Below are 21,012 nucleotides of genomic sequence, written 5' to 3'. Positions count from 1 at the left end.
GGCTCTGAAAAAAGGACACGCATGCTCGCATGTAGAAAACATGTCTTTTTTCAGTGCCCTCTTTTTTTTGCCGGGTCATTTGTCTAATCAAGTTGAAAATTTTTCACTGCTTCCGCTTTGTGGTAGACTAGGAACTGGTATCCATAATAATTAGGCAGGTGTAAGCATGAACAACAATCAGATAACGGATAAGTCAACTTCGCACATTTGGAAGCTCTGGATGGGAGCGCTCATTCTGGCAGCTGTTTTGGCAGCCGCCGCCGCATTATATTGGCAGCACAACCATCCTCACAACGGACTGCAGGTCGGTGGTGGGGTGAACGCTTTGGATAAAGTGGAATCTGCACAAACGATCCGGGACAGCTATGATGTTATCGTGGTAGGAACTGATCCGGAAGGCGTGGCGGCTGCTTTGTCTGCAGCAAGAAATGGTCTTTCCACATTGCTTGTGGATGGACGCGGCAGAGACATTTTGGGCGGTCTGATGACACTCGGCTGGCTCAATACGATTGATATGAACTATACCCCGGATCAGCCTATTGGCGGAAGGCACAAAGTTTTCAACAAAGGGATTTTTAGTGAATGGTACAATCAAATTGAAGGCGATTCTTTTGACGTGATCACTGCGGCGAATGCTTTTAATAAGATGGTAAAAGAGCAGAAAAATATTGATTTACTGTTAAAGACAGTATCCATTGATCCTGTGATGAGCAGCGGGTCTGACGGGAATGAGGTTATCGAAGGGATTGTAGTTGTAAAAGAAGATGGGACCAAACAGACTATTTCTGCCAAATCCGTCATTGATGCAACACAAGATGCCGATATCGCAGCAGCTGCAGGCGTTCCTTATACATATGGCCGTGAGGATTTAGGTGATCCTGATGCCAAAATGGCCGTTACGCTCGTCTTCCGGTTGAAAAATGTCACTCCAGATGTATGGAAGCAAATTCAGAAGCGACTTAATGGCGACGATGATCCGGGAACCGGTGCTAATGAAGTGAGCGCTTGGGGTTATGGAGAGCTTTACAATTATCCTGAAGTATATAAAAACAAAGCTAAGATGCGTGGCCTGAACATCGGCAGACAAAATAATGATACTGCGCTGATTAACGCTCTGCAAATTTTTGATGTTGACGGGGTTGATCCGCAAAGCCGGGCTGATGCCTTTGAAGTTGGCAAGAAAGAGGTTGTTCACGTTGTCGATTTTTTAAGAAAAAATTATCCGGAATTTGCGAATGTAGAGCTCGAAGCGACAGCGCCTGAGCTTTATGTCCGTGAGACCAGGCATATTCAGGGCGAGTACAGATTGACTATTCTCGATGTATTGGAAAATAGGGACCAATGGGACCGCATTGGCTTCGGTTCCTATCAGGTTGATATTCAGCGACTGAGTGCCGCCCATTTCGGAGATGTTGTAGGCAAGCCGGTTCAGTATGCAGTGCCTTTCCGCAGCATCGTCCCGCTTCATGTAGACGGACTGCTTGTCGTTAGCCGCTCAGCCAGCTATGATTCGCTTCCACATGGCAGTGCCCGTGTTATTCCGACTGGCATGGCAGTTGCGGAAGCGGCGGGTGCTGCAGCGAAGCTGGTGCAGGAGAAAAACCTGACCTTCAGACAGCTATCTGCCTCCAAAGCCGATATTGCCGAGCTGCAGGTTCGTATTAACAAGCAGGGGATGGAGGTAAAGCCATTCTCAGTGAAGCCGCAGCCGTTTATGGGGCATAAGCAATACGAAGGTCTCAAGACTGCAATGAGCCTGTCCTTGGCCAAGGGGGGCTACAAAAATGATTTTCATTTAGATGATGCAGCAAGTCCGGCAAGCATGGCCAACCTGATCAAAGCAAGCAAAGCCATTAAACCAGATGCCTTTAAAGGCGATGCTCATACAGCGCTAGGAAAGGTTGGTTCGCCTGATACTGCTCCGTTAACTATAGATCAAGCAAGCTATACGATTACTCAAGCATTAGGCATGGAAGTTGTGTTTGAACAAGCTAAGGCAGAACTGCTCCGTCAGAAGCTGCTAACAGAAGCAAGTATGGCTCTAATCACTGACCAGCAAAGCCTTACAAACGGTGATGTGTATATGATAATAAAGGACTTGAAAGTGGGATTAACGGGGACACCCTGATTCGTTGGTACAAAAAGAGCCATTCTACCGGCATCATCATGTAGAGTGGCTCTTATGTTTTAAAAAGATGGGATTGAAAGCAATGAAACGGATTTTTCGTAATAGAAATCATAGCTTACTTAAGCTTTAACCTCTTCAGCGGCTTCCTCATGATTGGCAGTGTCTTCTTCAATTAGGTCTTCAGCATCGTCCTGCTCGGTTTCATCCCCGTCTTCATCCCCATCTTCTTCTATGTCGCCATCATCGTCATCTTCACCATCTTCATCATCTTCATCGGTGTCATCATCTGCGTCATCTTCCTCGGCGTCATCGTCATCGTCATCATCCCCGTCTTCGTCTTCACCGTCATCCTCGCCGTCATCCTCGTCGCTATCATCTCCATCATCATCATCATCTTCTTCTTGATCCCCGGAATCGTCGTCGTCAGAGAGCTCAACATCATTGTCGGCATTCTCTGAGCCGGCCGCTGCTGTGACATGAGCCGCCTCCTCTTGAAGCGCTATTTCGATTTCTGCGATAACTTCGTCGGCCAGCTCGAAAATTTCTTGGCTTTCTCCTTGTGAACCTCCTGTGTTTGTCATTGCTTTAGCCTCCTATAGGATTGTTCAAGGATTCTCCTTGTGGTTCATGTATATGCGCAAAATGAAAGGATATACAGCTAATATCGATGTAAATCACGAAAATCTGCAGCGTATATCGTAGTTTAATATTGTACTTACTTAAATCAAGCAACTATGTTAAAATTGTAGCAAGGAGATGATTCGTTATGGAAGACTTTCATTTATGTCCGAAGTTTGAGCAAGCGTTCGAGCTGCTCGGTAAACGATGGACGGGACTGATTATCCGAGTGCTGCTGACAGGACCTAAACGCTTTAAGGATATTTCGGATTTCATACCTAGCATGAGTGATCGGATGCTCTCCGAAAGATTCAAGGAGCTCGAAGCAGCAGGCATGATAATTAGACACGTGTATCCCGAAACGCCCGTACGGATAGAATATGAGCTTACGGATAAAGGAAGAGGTCTGGAGCCGGCAATGACTGAGCTGCAAATGTGGGCGGACAAATGGTAGCATCCAGGCTTGGATACAACAGTGCTGCGGGGTTTCATGCATTTTATGTAGAATAATTGTGGAGTTTTTTGCTGAATAACAACCATTTTCCGTAAAAGCTCAGTGGAATATTCATTGAAAATTTTCATTGAGCTTGACTTTGCATAGTCCTGCGATTAAAATGATTATTAATGAAATTTTTGATCATGTTGCGATTCGTTGAAGGGAAAAAGTAATTCGCATTCCACATAAACAGAGAGGGGAGCCTTGGCTGTAAGCTTCCTTATGATGAGTGAATGAACAGACCTCCTGGAGAACTTACAGGGAAGCATTTTACATGACTGGGCTTGTATCAGTTTTGAATGTGTAGTAGCTGTTAAGCGTGTAGCGGGCGTTAGCCGCAAAGAACGGGATTGTTTTTCATGTACACGTAAGTGTCATGCTGATCTCGAATGTGGGTGGTACCACGGGTGAATTTGTTTATCAAATCTCTCGTCCCTGACTAACGTCGGGGCGGGGGATTTTTTTAATTTTCTGAAAAAAGATGGGTTGGGTTACAGTTTGGGAGGTCGATAGGATGAGCATTCAAAAGCCAAAAGGAACACAGGACATCTTGCTGGGCGATGTAGAGAAGTGGCAGTATTTAGAGGAAAAAGCGAGAGAATTATGCATCAGATTCAATTACAAAGAAATCCGTACCCCTATTTTTGAACACAGCGAATTATTTGCACGAGGTGTTGGGGAAACGACGGATATAGTAGAAAAAGAGATGTATACGTTTATGGACAAGGGCAACAGGAGCATTTCACTTCGCCCTGAAGGAACAGCAGGTGTTGTTCGCGCCTACGTGGAAAATAAGCTATACGGAGAGCCGGATGTCAGCAAGCTGTATTATATGGGTCCGATGTTCCGCTATGAGCAGCCGCAGGCTGGAAGATCCCGTCAGTTTCACCAATTTGGTGTCGAAGCAATCGGTTCTGAGGAACCGGGCATAGATGCCGAAGTGATAGCGCTGGGCTATACCTTTTACAAGGAAGTGGGCCTCAGGGATGTTACTGTTGAGATCAATTCTGTCGGAACGCCAGAGGTTCGGAGTACTTACAGGCTGAAGCTTCAAGAGTTTTTTGCTCCAGTTAAAGAGCTGCTCTGCAAGGATTGCCAGTCTCGTTTTGAACGCAACCCGATGCGTATTCTAGATTGTAAAATCGATCAGAAACACGGTGAAGGCGCACCTAGTATACTGGATTTCCTGGATGAAGCTTGTACCGTGCATTTTCAAGCTGTGCAGCGCCACTTGGATGCTATGGAGATTCCTTACCGGATTAATCCACGTTTGGTACGGGGACTTGATTACTATACGCATACGGCTTTCGAATACAAGGCAGCGGGTATAGGAGCTATTGATACAATTGGCGGCGGCGGCAGGTACAATGGGCTTGTCGAGCAAATTGGCGGCAATGATCAGCCTGGCGTAGGACTTGGGCTAGGCCTTGAGCGTATACTGCTTGTGCTGCAGGCTCAAGGGGTGGAGATTCCCAAGCAGAAGCAGCTTGATGTATATTTAATCGGCTTGGGCGAGGCTGCGGAGCAGGAGGTCGCTAAGCTGCTGTACCAGCTCCGTCTGCACGGAGTTGCAGCAGAGAAGGACTACCTTGGGCGTAAAATCAAAGCACAGATGAAATCGGCAGATCGGCTTCAGGCTGCTTATGTAGCCATTCTTGGTGAGAATGAGCTGCTTAGCGGAGAGATCACTTTGAAAAAGATGGCTACAGGTGAGCAGGCCACAGTCGCTCTAACGGATTTTGCAGATTATATGTCGAAGCTAGATAACTAAGATAATTCCAAAAGGAGGAAACAAATTTATGATGCTCAAAACACATCATTGTGGACAATTAACCAAGGCTCAAATCGGAGAAACAGTAACACTAAACGGGTGGGTACAAAGAAGGCGCGATCTCGGGGGCGTACTATTTATTGATCTTCGTGACCGCAGCGGTATTGTACAAATCGTCTTCAACCCTGACTTTTCAGGGGAAGCGCTGGCAATAGCTGATCGTGCACGGAACGAGTACGTTCTGGCAGTGCAAGGAAAAGTAGTGGAACGCGACGCAGAAACAGTGAACAAAAATATTGCGACCGGAGAAATTGAAATCCAAGTAACCGAAATCGAAGTGATGAATGCAGCTAAAACACCTCCATTTTTCATTGAAGATGGGATTGAAGTGGACGAAGCTGTCCGTTTGAAATACCGATATTTAGATCTTCGTCGTCCTGAGATGCAAAGAACGCTTATGCTGCGTTCGAAAGCGTCCAAGATTTTCCGTGACTTCCTTGATGAAAATGGATTTATCGATGTTGAAACGCCAATTTTAACAAAAAGTACACCGGAAGGCGCTCGTGATTATTTGGTGCCTAGCCGTGTACATCCTGGCGAGTTTTTCGCCCTTCCGCAGTCACCGCAAATTTTCAAGCAGTTGCTGATGGTATCTGGCCTGGAGCGTTATTATCAAATTGCCCGCTGCTTCCGGGATGAGGATTTACGCGCAGACCGTCAGCCTGAATTTACCCAGGTGGACATTGAGACATCCTTCCTGTCTCAGGACCAACTGCTGGAGCTGATGGAAGAGCTTATCGCTAAACTGATGAAAGAAACGTCCAACGTAGATGTAGAACTACCGTTCCAACGCTTAAGCTATGCCGATGCTATTGGCAAATACGGCTCAGACAAGCCGGACCTTCGTTTCGGTATGGAGCTTGAGGATGTTTCGGATATCGTTTCGACATCCGGCGTTAAAGTATTCGCTTCCGTCATCGAAAACGGCGGTCAAGTTAAAGCACTGAACGCTAAAGGCTGTGGTACGTGGAGCCGTAAGGAAATCGATGATTTAGGGCCATTCGCTGCCAGATATGGAGCCAAGGGTCTGGCTTGGATCCAGGTGAAGGACGGAGAGTTTAAGGGGCCAATCGTGAAGTTCTTTACGGAAGCGGAGATCGAATCCTTGAAGTCGCGTCTCGGCGCCGAAGAAGGAGATCTGCTGCTCTTCTCCGCGGATAAGAAAAAAGTAGTTGCTGATGTACTGGGCAACCTCCGCCTTAAAATCGGCCGTCAGCTTGGTCTGATCGACGATTCCAAATTCAAATTCGCCTGGGTTGTGGACTTTCCGCTGCTTGGCTATGACGAGGAAGCGAAGCGCTGGGTAGCTGAGCATCATCCCTTCACCCGTCCTAAGGATGAGGATGTGGCCTACTTTGATACAGATCCAGGACAAATTCGTGCTCAAGCCTATGACCTTGTTTTGAACGGTTATGAGGTTGGCGGTGGCTCAATGCGGATTTACAAACGGGATGTGCAGGAAAAAATGTTTGCCGCACTTGGCTTTTCCCAGGAAGAAGCGAATGAGAAGTTCGGCTTCCTGCTTGAAGCCTTTGAATACGGAACACCTCCGCATGGCGGAATTGCCTTCGGCTTTGACCGCTTGGTGATGCTGATTTCCGGACGGACGAATCTTAGAGAAACCATTGCATTCCCAAAAACAGCGAGCGCTACAGATCTGTTGACAGATGCGCCAGGTACCGTAGACGACAAGCAGCTGGAGCAATTATCCATTCGCGTTGCTTTGAAGCAGGCAGCTGCGAAGGTTTAAGAGCGAAAGCTTTAAAGTTTAAATTGTTAAGGCTTAGATCGGTAAAGTACGAAATCGTCAAAGATTAAATCGCTAAGGCTTAAATCGTTAAAGTACGAGAGCGTAAAGTGCGAAAAGTTAAAAAGGATGTGTTTCTGATGCTTCATCAGTTTTCACGGACGGAATTGGCTATCGGGCCTGAAGGGCTTGAAGTCATGAAGAACAGCACCGTAGCTGTACTGGGTATTGGCGGCGTCGGTTCGATAGCTGCTGAGGCTTTGGCTCGTACGGGTGTTGGCCGCCTTATTCTGATCGACAAGGATGTCGTGGATATCACGAATATTAACCGTCAGATTCATGCGCTGACTACAACGGTAGGGCAGCACAAGGCAGAATTAATGCGTGAGCGTATCAAGCTTATCAATCCCGAGTGCGATGCCATAGCCCTTAAAATGTTTTATACCGAAGAAACATATGAGCAGCTGTTTGAGTATCCTCTTGATTACGTGCTGGATGCCAGCGATACAATCAGCTACAAAATTCATCTTATCAAGCAGTGCATAGAGCGCAAAATTCCACTTGTCTCCAGCATGGGAGCCGCCAATAAAATGGATCCCACACTGTTTCAGGTCGCCGATATTTCCAAAACGACAATGGACCCGATCGCGAGGGTCATTCGCCAGAAGCTGCGCAAAGAGGGGATTAAAAAAGGCGTGAAGGTTGTATTCTCAACCGAGCAGCCAAGCAAGCCCCGTGAAGATGTAACACAGCGGATAGTACCTGAACATGCACCAGAAATACGTAAAGCCAAAATGCCCCCGGCCAGCAATGCCTTTGTGCCTCCGGTAGCCGGACTTATTATGGTAAGTGTTGCAGTGAAGGATTTGCTGAACATAGCGAATGAGAAAGCGAAGCAATAGACTAAAGAGTTGGCTACAGTTTATAATATTTCAAAAAGCAGGGGGACCTGAACCGTCCTTCTGTTTTTTTGACTTTTTTGGGAAATGACCACTATACATTTGAAGTCACCAAAAAGAAAAGGTCAGCGGCAGGAAATTGAGCCTAAACTCAAGCCAAGCCCAATACACAACCCCAAGCTCAAAACAAGCTCAAACAAGCTAAAACAAGCTCAAACAAGCTAAAACAAACTCAATATAGCTCAAACCCCCGTTGCGGATTGGTGGGCATCTTTATAGTGATGAAAAATATCACTAACCAGCCAGCTCCAGAAATGGCTCGGAAAAAATGGCTCAACAAGCACCTTTAACGATGAAAAACATCACTAAAATACCAATCACATGCTAAAAATTTCACTTAGTGATGAAAAACATCGTTAACTCTACAAAAACGGTTGTCTTTCACGAAGGTTTTGACAGAAGGGCGTGGATCGTGATATTTTTTAGGCAATCTTTTCATTCTTGCATGACAGACAGGCAGGCAAACAAAATTTCAAAAAGGCAGGAGTCCGCACTTATGGATTTATTCACATATTCTTCGCAGCAAGATCCCGGAGGGAAGCTGCTTGCGGATCGCATGCGGCCAACGACGCTGGAAGACTACATTGGTCAGGAGCAAATTGTTGGCCAGGGCAAACTGCTTCGGCGTGCGATTGAAGCAGATCAGGTGACCTCGATCCTGCTCTATGGACCACCAGGTACGGGTAAAACTACCCTGGCTAACATTATTGCCAACCGTACGCAGGGAGAGTTCGTCAAGCTGAACGCAGTGGAGGCTTCAGTGAAGGACGTCAGGGAAGTGATCGAACAAGCCAAGACAAATAAAGCGCTATACGGCAAGAAAACGACATTGTTTCTTGACGAGGTGCACCGCTTTAATACATCCAGGCAGGATGCACTGCTTCCGGCAGTCGAGCAGGGCATCCTGATCTTTATCGGGGCGACCACGGAAAACCCCTTTCACCATGTGAACGGGGCTCTGCTCTCGAGGTCGACGCTGTTTCAGCTGGAGCCCCTTACACACGAGCATTCGCTGATCGCCATGCGGCGGGCGATTGCCGACCCCATAAGGGGGCTCGGCTTTATGAGCCTCCACGTGGACGAGGAGGCGCTGCAGCACATAGCGGAGATGGCCAATGGCGACATCCGCCGCTCGTTGAATGCGCTGGAGCTGGCAGCGCTCACGACCTCACCCGAACCGGATGGTACGATTCGGATTACACTGGAGGAGGCGGAGGAGTCGATCCGCCGCCCCATAGTCAAAGCGGATGAGTCTACGCAGTATGACGTGCTCTCCGCTTTCCACAAAAGCGTGCGCGGCTCAAGCGACGCTGCGTTGTTCTGGTTCCTCTATGCCGTCGAGAAGCTCGGCATGGATCCTATGACCTTCCTGCGGCGTTTGATTGTCGCCTGCAGCGAGGACATCGGTCTCGCCAACCCGCAGGCGCTGGTCCAAGCTGTTACCGCAATGGACGCCTATCATAAAATAGGCTGGCCAGAAGCGAAATATCCTATAGCGCAAGCGATTCTCTTTGCTGTGGAAAGCCCGAAATCGAACTCTATCCCGATCGCTTTAGACAAAGCGATGCAGGCGATGGAACGGCTGAAGTCGGCCAAAGTTCCGCTGCATCTGTGCGACACGCATTATAAAGGAGCAGATAAGCTGGGCCATAAAGGGTATCAATATCCGCATAATTTTCCAGGGCACTATGTGGAGCAGCAATATTTGCCGGATGAAATTAAGGATGAAATTTTGTTTGCGGCGAGTGAACAGGGTACCGAGGAGAAAATGAGGCAAAACCAGCACAAAAGAAGAGGGAGATCCGCGGGCGATTAAGCCCCGGAACTCCCTTGCGTGCTTGGTGTGCTTTCTTTTACTGAAATGGAAATGACCTTTTCGGTCAGCGGATTGTACCGGATCGTAACCAGGAGAGGGAATTCGCGATTGTTTTTACTCGCCCAAAAGCGAAATCGCTGCTCGGCAGCGGTTGCGGAAATATCGGTACGTCCCAAGTACTTGAAATCGACTAGTTTATAGCTTTTGCCGGCTTCCTGGAATGCCAGACGGCTCCATTTGGCGTATTCCGGCTCTTTGATCATCACTTCTGCCAAGGATTCAGCTTTGGCCTGATATACATTCGAGCATAGAGCGATTAGCAGCAAAGCTATTACTGATATTCGAATTCGCAAACAGCTCACCTCCACCACTAGCGTTTACGTTAGGAGGCAGTTTGATACTGCGAGCAGTATCGGAAAATTGTGTAAGCAGTTTTGCGATTTAACCTTGCATCAACTGCCTAGAATTTTGTTTATACGCTTCGTATTTATGACCTATGACTGATCCCATATATCCCATATTATTTACCTTATTTATGAACCAGATCTATGGTAGCTCCGCCCAGGCACAGCTCCCCATCATAAAATACGACAGACTGTCCGGGCGTTACTGCTTTTTGCAGCTTGTCAAATTTGACTTCGCAGGTAGCGTTCTCGCCGAATTCAACCGTCACCTCTTGATCCGGCTGGCGGTAGCGGAACTTCGCTGTACAGCGGAAGGGACCGTCAGGCTTTCGGGTCCTTATCCAGTTCAGACCAGAGGCGGACAAGCCCTTGGAATATAGGCTTGGATGCTGCTCGCCCTGGACGACAAGAAGATCGTTGTGCTCCAGATCCTTATCGGCCACAAACCAAGGCTCACCCGAGCCAGAGCCCCCAATCCCAAGTCCTTGTCTTTGACCTAGTGTATAGTACATAAGACCGTCATGCCGTCCTTTTATTTCACCAGTGCGGATGTCCTTCATATTGCCAGGCTGCGCCGGCAAATATTGGCTGAGAAACTCCTTGAAATCACGCTCTCCTATAAAACAGATGCCTGTGCTGTCTTTCTTTTTGGCCGTTGCCAAGCCTATGCTTTCCGCAATTTCACGCACCTTCGGTTTAGGCAGATCGCCAATAGGAAACATGACACGGGACAATTGCTGCTGATTTAACAGATGCAGGAAATAAGTCTGATCCTTATTTGAATCCTGGCCGCGAAGCAGACGGTATTCTCCATCGGTTTGTCCGATTCTGGCGTAATGTCCGGTTGCAATATAATCGCCGCCAAGCTCATTAACCTTTTGCAGCAATTCACCGAATTTGATTTCCCGATTGCACATAACATCAGGATTTGGTGTCCGGCCTTTCCGGTATTCATCCAGAAAATAAGTGAAAACCTTGCTATAATATTGTTTCTCAAAATTAACTGTATAGAAGGGGATATCGAGCTGAGTGCATACTCTTCGCACATCTTCGGCATCTTCTTCTGCCGTACAATGTCCATACTCGTCGGTATCATCCCAATTTTTCATGAAAATTCCGATAACCTCATACCCTTGCTCCTTTAGCAGGAACGCGGCAACGGATGAATCGACACCACCCGACATGCCGAGCACAACCCGTGCTTTTTTACTCATAAGCTAACCTCTTTCTTTTTAAACAAAAATTATTCTTGAAGCCATATCCTTTCATTATACATCTACTGGCGGTAAAATTAAAATATTTCATCAGAATGTCATCCTTCTTCTCCCCAAATACAAGGAATTGTGTTACCATATATATCATGCATATAAGCTAGGGATTTTTTTCATAAAAATGGTAATCCTGATTATTAAGCTATTTATTAATGGAATCATAGAGTTTAAGAAATGAATTGAATGAGGTGGCTAGGATTGAAGATTTCTACCAAAGGACGTTATGGACTGACAATTATGATGGAGCTTGCCACGAAATTCGGTGAAGGCCCAACTTCTTTGAAAAGTATTGCGGAAAAACATCAGCTTTCTGAGCATTATTTGGAGCAACTCGTGGCTCCCTTGCGAAATGCCGGTCTGGTTAAAAGCATACGCGGAGCTTACGGTGGTTATATTCTTTCAAATTCTCCGGAAAAGATTACAGCTGGCGAAGTGATTCGGGTATTGGAAGGCCCTATCAGTCCAGTCGATTTCACTGAAGAAGACGATCCGGCCAAGCGGGATCTCTGGATTCGGATACGGGACAGCATAGCCGATGTGCTTGATTCCACAACATTAGCCAGCCTGATCTCCTTTCAGGATATTGGCAGGCAAGATAATTACATGTTTTACATCTAGGGCGGAATGTTATGAATTCGATTTATCTCGATCATGCCGCTACAACACCGGTTCATCCTGAGGTGCTCGAAGCTATGCTTCCTTATTATGAGGAAGCCTTCGGCAATCCTTCGAGTACTCATCGCTTCGGCAGGGCAGCCAAAACAGCAGTTAACGGATCACGTGATTTTATTGCCCGAAGCATTGGATGCTCACCTGCTCAATTGATTTTCACGAGCGGAGGGACCGAGAGTAATAATATGGCCATTTTTGGCGTTGTGCAAGCAAGCAAGAGGCACAACGAAAAGCAGAAGAAGCATATCCTAACAACCCGCATTGAGCATCATGCCATTCTTCATCCTTGTAATTGGCTGGAAGATCTGGGATTTGAGATTACTTACCTGTCTGTAGATCCGACCGGTCTTATTAATATCAAGGATGTAGAAGCAGCCATCCGCCAAGATACAGTGCTTATTAGTGTAATGTACGGGAACAATGAGGTAGGTACGCTGCAGCCTATTGAACAGATAGGCCAGCTTGCCCGCAGTCTCAGGATACCGTTCCATGTTGACGCTGTACAAGCACTTGGCAAAACCCCGCTTGATCTTTCACAGCTTCCTGTTGACCTCATGAGCTTCTCAGCTCATAAGATCAATGGACCCAAAGGCATAGGAGCCTTATATGTTTCCAAGACCATACAACTCGATCCCCTTCTATTCGGTGGGGCACAGGAAAGAAAAAAAAGAGCAGGTACAGAAAATGTTGCAGCCATTGTCGGATTCGCCAAAGCTGTAGAAATATCTGTACCCAATGTTGAGACTGTGCAACTTATAACAGAAGAACTGCGTCAATGCATGATAAGCACTTTTATAGATGAGCTCGGATCAGCAGGTTTTATTGTGAACGGTCATGAATCCAAGCGATTACCGCACATTTTAAATATCAGCTTTCCCGGTGTAAGCACCGAGAGTCTGCTTATGAATCTTGATTTAGAAGGTATTGCTGCTGCAAGCGGCTCTGCTTGCACTTCCGGTTCCCTGGAGGTCTCCCACGTTTTGCAAGCGATGGAATTACCAGAAGATGTATTGTCCTCCGCTGTTCGGTTTAGCTTTGGAATGGGGAATTCTAAAGAGCAAATCGCAGAAGCCGCCCGCAAAACTGCAACGATTGTGAAACGCATACGTATGTTATAGTACCGGGTGGTACTAGGAGGTAAGCAATTTGCGTAAAGCTCATGAATGGGTCGGCTTACCGGTGCTGGCTATTAACACCGGCAAGCAGTTAGGCCGTGCGAAGGACCTGGTTATTGACGATGCCTGGATGATTACGGGCATTATTCTGGAATCGAAGCAATGGTTCGCTTCCTTGCGTTACATAAGCTCAGCCAATGTTGCCGCTTTTGGAGAAGATGCTATTACTGTAGCGGATGAGACTGCCGTTCAAGATCTTGACGATGAAGCGAAGCTCAATGCCTTTATTGGTGGGACCCGCAAAATTAAGGGACTCCCGGTCATTACTGTAGGCGGCGAGCAACTAGGAATAGTGGAAGATGTTTATTTAGCGCAAGATTGGGGAACACAAATAATAGGCTATGAATTATCCGAAGGCTTCATTTCCGATGTTAAGGACGGACGCAAATGGCTTCCCATGCCGGATCAGGCAGTTAGGGGAGAGAATGCCATTATCGTATCGATTCACAGGGTTCGGGACCTGGAGGTGCCCTTCGTAACCAAAGAAGAATAGGGTGAAAATAAGATGCGTTGTCCAAACTGTAATTCGAAGGATATTGGGAAGATCGGTTCCCATCAATTCTACTGCTGGGGCTGCTTTATCGAGCTCAGCGTGAACGGAGAGAAAATGTCTGTTTATCAGGTCGAAGAAGATGGTACACTAAGCTCGCTTGACGATTTGTTCTTTGAGGAAGAAATTCCTCAAATTCATATTCATGCTAACTAGTACCTGTTGATGCAAATATAAGTTGTAAGAAAAAGCTATGAGAAGCACAAGCACCGTTCTCTTTTTGTGATAACCCACAACCGAGAATGGTGTTTTTTTGTGTGCTATTCTTCAGCGGGTTAAATTTCATAGGTTGTACATATACTGTAAAAAGAGGGGATGTTCCTGCGAAGTTTGAGAAAAAGCCGGGGTGAGGTTATTGGAACGATTTTGGAAAAACAAATGGTTTGTCACGCTCGTTTACATCCTGCTGTCTTTAGCTGTTTTATATATGCTAATGCGGATTAATCCGATTTTACAAGGTATATATCAGTTTTTGAAATCGGTGTTGACGCCTTTTTTTGTCGCGCTGGTCATATCCTACGTGTTAAATCCGGTCGTGAACCTGCTTAACAAAAGAAAGGTGCCTAGAACAGTAGCTGTATTGCTGATCTATAGTGTTTTTATAGCCAGCCTGACTGTAATTATTATGAACGTTATACCTATGTTTGTAGAACAATTGCAGGAACTGAATGAGCATTTGCCACAGCTTGCGATGAGGGCACAGTCATTAGTGGACGGCTTTAACTCCAGCCAGTTTTTTCCGGAAAGCGTAAGGTCAGGATTTAATCGTTCATTAATCAAAATGGAAAATGGCATCTCCACATCGATTTCCAACTATATGGATCAGATCGGCACCACGATAAATATGCTTTTTATTGCTTTTATCGTTCCTTTCCTGGCCTTTTATATATTGAAGGATTTTCAGCTTATGGAGAAAGCGGTTATTGCTATCGTTCCGAAAAGCCAGCGCAAACGAACTGTGAAGCTGTTCGTCGATATTGATACTGCACTGGGGAATTATATCCGCGGCCAGCTGCTGGTATGCGTGATTGTTGGCACTCTCGCCTATATAGGCTACTGGATTATTGATATGCCATATCCCCTTTTACTGGCAAGTGTAGTTGCTGTGTTTAACATTATCCCTTATCTGGGTCCTTTTTTTGGAGCGGCTCCAGCGGTTTTGATGGCATCAACAGTTTCGATGAAATTGGTGCTTTTGATCATTATAGTCAATCTGGCCATTCAAATTTTGGAGGGCAATGTGATTTCTCCCCAGGTGGTTGGACGCACCCTGCACATGCATCCTTTATTTATAATTTTTGCGCTGCTTGTCGGCGGTGAGGTTGCTGGTATTATGGGTTTGATTTTGGCCGTTCCCTTCTTTGCTGCTATGAAGGTTGTGGTTCAGCATGTGTTTCTTTATTACGTGCATCGACGAACCCATTAATTCTCTTCTAAATAGTTGACAGCTTGGAAGCGTATCGCTATAATTTTCCTTAACTATTAAGGCGATAACCAGGGTGGTACCGCGATCATTCGTCCCTGTTTTTTTGAGGGGACGTTTTTATTTTTCACATAAATGGAGGCAGAACCAGGATGAAAGCAAGTGAGATTCGTAAAAAATGGTTGGATTTTTTTGCAAGCAAAGGACATACCATCGAGTACAGTGCGCCGCTTGTCCCACACAACGATCCGTCGCTGCTGTGGATTAATGCCGGGATGGCCCCGCTGAAGGCTTATTTTGACGGTCGTGTGGTACCTGAGAATCCTCGTATTGCTAACGCCCAGAAATGTATACGCACTAACGATATTGAGAATGTAGGGAAAACCCGCCGCCATCAAACTTTTTTTGAGATGCTCGGTAATTTTTCTATTGGAGATTATTTTAAGGAAGAGACGATTGTCTGGGCTTGGGAATTTCTGACTGACCCCAAATGGATCGGATTTAACCCGGAATTGCTCTCGGTTACGGTTTATCCGGAAGATACAGAAGCTTATGACCTGTGGAATCTGAAAATTGGTCTGCCGGCAGAACGGATATACAAGCTGGATGAGAATTTTTGGGATATCGGGGAAGGGCCTTGTGGACCTTGTACGGAAATTTTTTATGACCGTGGCGATGCTTACGGGGATCTGGCAGATCCGGAGTGCTGGCCGGGCGGTGAGAATGAGCGTTTTCTGGAAGTATGGAATCTCGTTTTCTCGCAGTTTAATCACAACAAGGATGGAAGCTATACGCCGCTGCCTAATAAAAATATTGATACGGGTGCAGGTCTCGAACGCTTTGCTTCCATTTTACAGCAGGTCGATTCTAACTTTGATACAGATTTGTTCCAGCCGATTATTGCCAAAACCTGTGAGCTTGCAGGGGTGAAGTACCATGTTAACGCAGAGCATGATGTAGCTTTGAAGGTTATTGCCGATCATGTCAGGACGGTATCTTTCTCTGTAGGAGACGGGGTACTGCCTTCCAATGAAGGACGTGGATATGTAATCCGCCGATTGCTCCGCCGTGCAGTGCGCTATGGTAAGGTGCTTGGGCTGGATAAGCCGTTCTTGTACCAATTGACGCCTGTTGTTGGAGAAATTATGGGCAGCTATTATACAGAGGTTGTAGACAAAGCTGACTTTATTGAGAAGGTAATCCGTACAGAAGAGGAACGTTTCCATGAAACGTTGAGTGATGGTCTGGCTATTTTATCTGATATGGCCGAGAAGACTCTCCAGGCCGGAGGCAGCGAAATCAGCGGGCCGGATGCTTTTAAATTATATGATACCTACGGTTTTCCGTTTGACTTGACAGAGGATTTTGCCGGTGAGAAGGGCTTGACAGTGAATCGGGCCGGATTCGATGCGGCGATGCAGGAGCAGCGTGTAAGGGCTAGAGGAGCTCGTCAGGAATCGGAAAGCATGAATGTTCAAGGCGGGCCGCTGGCTGATTTCACGACTAAAAGTGAATTTGTTGGGTATAATGAATTGGTAGTTCCTGCTAATGTCATTGCCATCGTCCATGAGAATCAGTTTATAGACATGGTTGGCGTAGGTGAGGTTTGCCAGGTAGTACTTGATCGTACGCCTTTCTATGCTGAGAGCGGGGGACAAGTAAGTGATCTCGGCAGCATGCGCAGTTCTCAGGCAGAGCTGAAGGTAGAGGCTGTAAGCAAAGCGCCTCACGGCCAGCATGTGCACACGGTCACTGTTGAATCTGGCGTTCTGCGTCAGGGGGATGCAGTAGAAGCTAGTGTCAGCCGGAGCTTCCGGGATGACACGATCAAGAACCATACGGCCACCCATCTGCTGCATAAAGCGCTCAAGCAAGTGTTAGGAGAGCATGTCAATCAGGCTGGCTCTCTGGTGGAGCCGGATCGGCTGCGGTTTGACTTCTCCCATTTCGGCAGTATTAACGGGGAAGAATTGCAAGCAATAGAAGAGCTTGTTAATCAGCAAGTGTGGTATAATACAAATGTGGATATTGATCTGAAATCGATAGCAGATGCCAAGGCGATGGGAGCAATGGCGCTATTTGGAGAAAAATATGGCGAAATCGTACGCGTAGTGCGTGTCGGCGATTATAGCTTAGAGCTTTGCGGCGGCTGCCATGTGAACAATACAGGACAAATTGGTTTGTTCAAAATTGTTAGCGAATCAGGTATAGGCTCAGGAATCCGTCGTATAGAAGCGGTAACGGGGCGTGGTGCTTATGCTTATATGGATCAGCAATTAGAGCTGCTCAAAGAAGCTGCGGTTCTGCTTAAATCGAATGTGCAGGATGTTCCTAAGCGTTTGGAAAGCAGCTTGCAGCAGATGAAAGACCTGGCTCGTGAGAATGAGTCCTTGCGCGGCAAGCTTGGCCGTATCGAGGCCAGCTCGCTTACTGATCAGCTGAAGCTTATTGCCGGGGTTCCCGTACTCGCTGCTCAGGTTAATGCCGGAGATATGGATTCACTAAGAAATATTGTGGATGAGATGAAAGGCAAGCTGGGCTCGGCCATTATCGTGTTAGGTTCTGCAGCTGAGGATAAAGTGAATCTGGTTGCAGCAGTAACGCCTGATCTCGTTTCGAAAGGCTTTCATGCCGGTAAAATTATTAAGGAAATAGCTGCTATCGTAGGAGGCAGTGGCGGTGGAAGGCCTGATATGGCACAAGCAGGCGGCAAAAATCCATCTGAGCTTGCGTCGGCGTTAGCTGCGGTTGAGAAGGTAGTTTCCCACCAGAATGCATAATTTTTTCTCTACAAACAGGAATCTTTAATTTGATAGAGAATATATCACAATATACACTAGTGGAAGTGGGGGTGCTTCAGATGAGTTCCATGGATAAGACGATGAAATTCAACGTTAAAGCGGAAGAAATCGAGACATCACCTAAAGAAGTTCTGCTTTCGGTTTACGATGCTTTACAGGAAAAGGGATACAATCCTATTAATCAAATTGTCGGGTATTTGTTATCAGGCGATCCTGCTTATATCCCCAGACATAATAATGCAAGAAGCCTGATACGCAAGCGGGAGCGGGATGAGCTGATCGAGGAATTGGTCCGCTCATACCTGGCCCAGCACAAATAAACGAAAAGAGAAGCAGCATGAGATGGATGGGTCTTGATTATGGGGATAAAACGATCGGTGTCGCGCTTAGTGATGAACTTGGATGGACGGCGCAGGGTTTAGAAACGATCCAGCGCCGTACCCCCGATAAAGATGCGGCTAGAATTAAGGAAATTGCCGAGCAGTATGAGGTAGCGGAAATTGTCGTCGGGCTTCCCAAAAATATGAACAATACGGTTGGCGCCCGCGGTGAAATCTGTATAGCTTTTTCTGAGGATTTACAACAAAGGTTACAAGTTCCCGTACATTTATGGGATGAAAGACTTACAACGGTTTCTGCCACACGGCTTTTGGTAGAGGCGGATGTTAGCCGCAAGAAGCGCAAGGCTGTAATTGATAAGATGGCCGCGGCGCTGATACTGCAAGGTTATATGGATGCTAATAAGAAGGGGTGATTAAGCCATGTCCAAAGAAGAATTGCATGAAGAAGAACCGGAAATTATTTATATTCCGGATGACGAGGGCAATGAAGAAGAGTTCGAGGTCATCATGAAGTTTGAAGTGGACGGTTCCGACAAAAAGTATATGATGGTAGTGCCGATGGAAGGCGACGAGGAAACCGATGAAGTCTATGCATTCCGTTATGAAGAGGATGACAATGGCGATGACCTCAAACTGTTCACAATCGACGATGAAGAGGAATGGGCTATAGTAGAAGAAACCTTCAATACTCTCATGGCGGAGGAAGAAGAGGAAGAACAAGCATGAGCCAGGAGTTAGCAGGCTTATTGCGCAATGCTTACGGGGATGATATCATTTTATTTGATGAGCACAATGAATCCACAGTGTATCGGCTGTTAGCCGAATTTGTTTACGGCAATTATACGTATGCGGTGCTGCAAGCGTCAGAGTCGAAAAAGGAAGAAGATGTCGCCATTTTTCGGGTTGTGGAGAGCGCACCTCAGCAGTACGAGCTGGAAACCATTGAGGACGATGAGGAATGGGAAACCGTTTCCGAGCTCTATGATGAGATGACGTTTCCGGTGAACGAAGACTTGTAAGAGGCTTACACCCGAGCGGAGACATCCGCTCTTTTTTTATGTTCAGAAAGGAGAATGATTTTGGAAAACTATCATGATGAACAGAAGAAGTCTGGAAGACGCAAGCGTAAGGCCATTGGGATAACGATCAGCTTGATCGTGCTAATTCTAATCGGCGGAGGGATTGGCACTGCGCTTTATATATCGAGTGCGCTCCAGCCCACAGCCAGTTCCGATCAGGAAGTTCGGGTGAAAATTCCAAGTGGCACAGGCTCTGCACAAATTGCCAAGCTGCTGAAGGATGAAGGCATGATTAAAGATTCAACCATATTTACTATTTATTTAAAGATGAAAAAAGAAGGCTCGCGCTTCCAGGCCGGAGAATACGCCATGAAGCCTGGTATGACATTTGATCAAATGATCGAACAGATGAACAATGGACAGACTGTCAAAGAAGAGGTATTCCGCGTAACGATCCCGGAAGGCTACACGATTGAACAGATTGCTGATAAGCTGGGCGAGCAGACGCCATGGTCAGCGGATGAATTTTTACAATTGATGGACAATCCGGAGCAGTTTAAGTCAGCTGCTGCTGCCGATCTGCCTGATAACGAGCTGCTTAAGCATCGTCTGGAAGGCTATTTATTTCCGGAAACATACGAATTTAAAAAAGGATCAACTGTAGAAGATTTTATTGAAAGAGCGCTGCAGGAGCTGGATAAGAAGCTGGATACGCTGCCAAGTGATTGGCAGGACCGGATGAAGGCACTAAATCTCAATAGGCATCAAATGTTAACGATTGCTTCTCTGATTGAAAGAGAGGTCGTGCTGGATGAGGAACGCCCACTCGTTGCTGGTGTTATTTATAACCGCTTGAATACGAATATGAAGCTGCAAATTGATGCGACTGTGCAATATTTATTCGATAAATTCAAAGAACGACTCTATGAGAAGGATCTGTTGGTCGATAGCCCTTATAATACTTATAAAAATTTAGGACTGCCTCCGGGGCCAATTGCTAGTCCCAGCATAGCTTCTATTAAGGCGGCCTTGTATCCGCAGGAGACGAAATACTTTTTTTATTTGACCAAGAAAGACGGCACTCAGGGGCATCTTTTTGCCGAAACATTTGAAGAGCACAAAAAAAATAAAACGATCAGTGAGCAAACCGCTAAGTAAATGAAGCCGTGCAGCCGATAAACAATAGTATGAATATGAAAAGAAGGGCAAACGGTTGAAAAAACCTGAATGATTAGTAAGCGTCGGCTCGACAGCAGATATGAAAGTGATGATTGAAGCTGGAGCTGACGCGGTCATAATGGGGTAACACAAATATTTATCATTCCAAGCGAGAGCTTATCAAAGCTTATATGCAGCATCAAGGCAAGGAAGCATCAGACCAGGATCGCTCTATGCAAAGAGGGCTTTTTCTTATTGAGCAGGAAGGGCAGGATCAGTTGTACCCTGTTTATGAAGATGGAAAAGGCACGTATATTATGAACTCTGAGGATGTATGCATGCTGGATAACCTTCGAGAGCTCATAGAAGGGCGGATAGATTGCTTGAAAATTGAAGGGCTCCCCTTAGTCTACTTTGTATAATGAAACCGTTGTACGCAGCTACAGAGCGGCTATTGATGCCTTCTTAGCTGATCCGCAGGGCTATGTTTTTCAGCAGGAATGGTTGGAGGCGATTGAGCATCTTCAGGACCCGAAACGCGAGCTGTCCTATGGTTTTTTCTATAAGGAGCAGGTTTATTGAATAAAGCTACAATTTTGAAAC

General features: G+C 46.3%; 22 protein-coding genes. 19 read left to right on the top strand and 3 right to left on the bottom strand.

What is annotated here, in order from left to right; all coding sequences use genetic code 11:
* The first annotated feature begins 166 nt into the window (after positions 1-166).
* Positions 167-2,128 (top strand): FAD-dependent oxidoreductase, encoded by a 1,962-nt coding sequence (locus J2Z66_RS35355; protein ID WP_209977491.1) that lies wholly within the window; start codon positions 167-169, stop codon positions 2,126-2,128.
* Positions 2,129-2,247: 119 nt separating this feature from the next.
* On the opposite strand, the gene J2Z66_RS35350 is transcribed toward J2Z66_RS35355, so the two are convergent.
* Positions 2,248-2,709: a hypothetical protein gene (locus J2Z66_RS35350; protein WP_209977490.1), complete on the bottom strand. Its 462-nt coding sequence runs from the start codon at positions 2,707-2,709 to the stop codon at positions 2,248-2,250.
* Between the two features lie 185 nt (positions 2,710-2,894).
* Here J2Z66_RS35350 and J2Z66_RS35345 point away from each other — a divergent pair, with 185 nt between their 5' ends.
* The 5 genes from J2Z66_RS35345 (at position 2,895) to J2Z66_RS35325 (ending at position 9,595) form a co-directional block, all read left to right on the top strand.
* Positions 2,895-3,200: a winged helix-turn-helix transcriptional regulator gene (locus J2Z66_RS35345; RefSeq protein ID WP_209977489.1), complete on the top strand. Its 306-nt coding sequence runs from the start codon at positions 2,895-2,897 to the stop codon at positions 3,198-3,200.
* Positions 3,201-3,756: 556 nt separating this feature from the next.
* Positions 3,757-5,013, top strand: a complete 1,257-nt coding sequence (gene hisS / locus J2Z66_RS35340; protein ID WP_209977488.1) for a histidine--tRNA ligase — start codon at positions 3,757-3,759, stop codon at positions 5,011-5,013.
* Positions 5,014-5,044: 31 nt separating this feature from the next.
* On the top strand, positions 5,045-6,823 hold the full coding sequence (gene aspS / locus J2Z66_RS35335) for an aspartate--tRNA ligase (protein WP_209977500.1): 1,779 nt from the start codon (positions 5,045-5,047) through the stop codon (positions 6,821-6,823).
* 137 nt (positions 6,824-6,960) lie between these two features.
* Positions 6,961-7,722 carry a tRNA threonylcarbamoyladenosine dehydratase gene (locus J2Z66_RS35330; protein ID WP_209977499.1) on the top strand — a complete coding sequence of 254 codons (762 nt, stop codon included), beginning with the start codon at positions 6,961-6,963 and terminating at the stop codon, positions 7,720-7,722.
* Positions 7,723-8,275: 553 nt separating this feature from the next.
* Positions 8,276-9,595 (top strand): replication-associated recombination protein A, encoded by a 1,320-nt coding sequence (locus tag J2Z66_RS35325; RefSeq protein ID WP_209977487.1) that lies wholly within the window; start codon positions 8,276-8,278, stop codon positions 9,593-9,595.
* On the opposite strand, the gene J2Z66_RS35320 is transcribed toward J2Z66_RS35325, so the two are convergent.
* Both J2Z66_RS35320 and mnmA read right to left on the bottom strand, forming a co-directional pair.
* Positions 9,592-9,948, bottom strand: coding sequence for a DUF3889 domain-containing protein (locus tag J2Z66_RS35320; protein ID WP_209977486.1), 357 nt, complete (start codon positions 9,946-9,948; stop codon positions 9,592-9,594). The two genes, J2Z66_RS35325 and J2Z66_RS35320, sit on opposite strands and share 4 nt — an antisense overlap.
* A 176-nt stretch (positions 9,949-10,124) precedes the next feature.
* Complete coding sequence (gene mnmA / locus J2Z66_RS35315) at positions 10,125-11,213, bottom strand: tRNA 2-thiouridine(34) synthase MnmA (RefSeq protein ID WP_209977485.1); 1,089 nt, start codon at positions 11,211-11,213, stop codon at positions 10,125-10,127.
* A gap of 255 nt (positions 11,214-11,468) precedes the next feature.
* Here mnmA and cymR point away from each other — a divergent pair, with 255 nt between their 5' ends.
* From cymR to J2Z66_RS43610, 13 genes are all read left to right on the top strand, one after another.
* Positions 11,469-11,888: a cysteine metabolism transcriptional regulator CymR gene (cymR, locus tag J2Z66_RS35310; protein WP_209977484.1), complete on the top strand. Its 420-nt coding sequence runs from the start codon at positions 11,469-11,471 to the stop codon at positions 11,886-11,888.
* 11 nt (positions 11,889-11,899) lie between these two features.
* A complete protein-coding gene (locus tag J2Z66_RS35305; protein WP_209977483.1) occupies positions 11,900-13,060 on the top strand; it encodes a cysteine desulfurase family protein in 1,161 nt (386 codons plus the stop codon).
* Between the two features lie 28 nt (positions 13,061-13,088).
* Positions 13,089-13,610, top strand: a complete 522-nt coding sequence (locus J2Z66_RS35300) for a PRC-barrel domain-containing protein (protein ID WP_209977482.1) — start codon at positions 13,089-13,091, stop codon at positions 13,608-13,610.
* A gap of 12 nt (positions 13,611-13,622) precedes the next feature.
* Positions 13,623-13,823, top strand: a complete 201-nt coding sequence (locus J2Z66_RS35295; RefSeq protein WP_209977481.1) for a YrzR-like zinc ribbon domain — start codon at positions 13,623-13,625, stop codon at positions 13,821-13,823.
* A 199-nt stretch (positions 13,824-14,022) separates the two neighbouring features.
* Positions 14,023-15,093: an AI-2E family transporter gene (locus tag J2Z66_RS35290; protein ID WP_209977480.1), complete on the top strand. Its 1,071-nt coding sequence runs from the start codon at positions 14,023-14,025 to the stop codon at positions 15,091-15,093.
* A 149-nt stretch (positions 15,094-15,242) separates the two neighbouring features.
* Positions 15,243-17,870, top strand: coding sequence for an alanine--tRNA ligase (gene alaS, locus J2Z66_RS35285; protein ID WP_209977479.1), 2,628 nt, complete (start codon positions 15,243-15,245; stop codon positions 17,868-17,870).
* Positions 17,871-17,950: 80 nt separating this feature from the next.
* A complete protein-coding gene (locus tag J2Z66_RS35280) occupies positions 17,951-18,211 on the top strand; it encodes an IreB family regulatory phosphoprotein (RefSeq protein ID WP_209977478.1) in 261 nt (86 codons plus the stop codon).
* 17 nt (positions 18,212-18,228) lie between these two features.
* Positions 18,229-18,645 carry a Holliday junction resolvase RuvX gene (gene ruvX / locus J2Z66_RS35275; RefSeq protein WP_209977477.1) on the top strand — a complete coding sequence of 139 codons (417 nt, stop codon included), beginning with the start codon at positions 18,229-18,231 and terminating at the stop codon, positions 18,643-18,645.
* A gap of 7 nt (positions 18,646-18,652) precedes the next feature.
* Positions 18,653-18,958, top strand: a complete 306-nt coding sequence (locus tag J2Z66_RS35270; RefSeq protein WP_209977476.1) for a DUF1292 domain-containing protein — start codon at positions 18,653-18,655, stop codon at positions 18,956-18,958.
* Positions 18,955-19,251: a DUF1292 domain-containing protein gene (locus J2Z66_RS35265; protein ID WP_209977475.1), complete on the top strand. Its 297-nt coding sequence runs from the start codon at positions 18,955-18,957 to the stop codon at positions 19,249-19,251. The genes J2Z66_RS35270 and J2Z66_RS35265 overlap by 4 nt, the downstream gene beginning before the upstream one ends.
* 54 nt (positions 19,252-19,305) lie before the next feature.
* Positions 19,306-20,409 (top strand): endolytic transglycosylase MltG, encoded by a 1,104-nt coding sequence (gene mltG, locus J2Z66_RS35260; protein ID WP_209977474.1) that lies wholly within the window; start codon positions 19,306-19,308, stop codon positions 20,407-20,409.
* Between the two features lie 191 nt (positions 20,410-20,600).
* Complete coding sequence (locus J2Z66_RS43615) at positions 20,601-20,831, top strand: U32 family peptidase (RefSeq protein WP_281068927.1); 231 nt, start codon at positions 20,601-20,603, stop codon at positions 20,829-20,831.
* Positions 20,824-20,991, top strand: coding sequence for a U32 family peptidase (locus J2Z66_RS43610; protein ID WP_281068926.1), 168 nt, complete (start codon positions 20,824-20,826; stop codon positions 20,989-20,991). Before J2Z66_RS43615 ends, J2Z66_RS43610 begins: the two co-directional genes overlap by 8 nt.
* The last annotated feature ends 21 nt before the right edge of the window (positions 20,992-21,012 follow it).

The sequence above is a fragment of the Paenibacillus eucommiae genome (genome assembly GCF_017874215.1).
In the GTDB taxonomy this organism is placed as follows: Bacteria; Bacillota; Bacilli; order Paenibacillales; family NBRC-103111; genus Paenibacillus_AI; species Paenibacillus_AI eucommiae.
The sequence above is the reverse complement of the archived record's forward strand: the minus strand, read 5'-3'. Positions and strand labels throughout refer to the sequence as shown.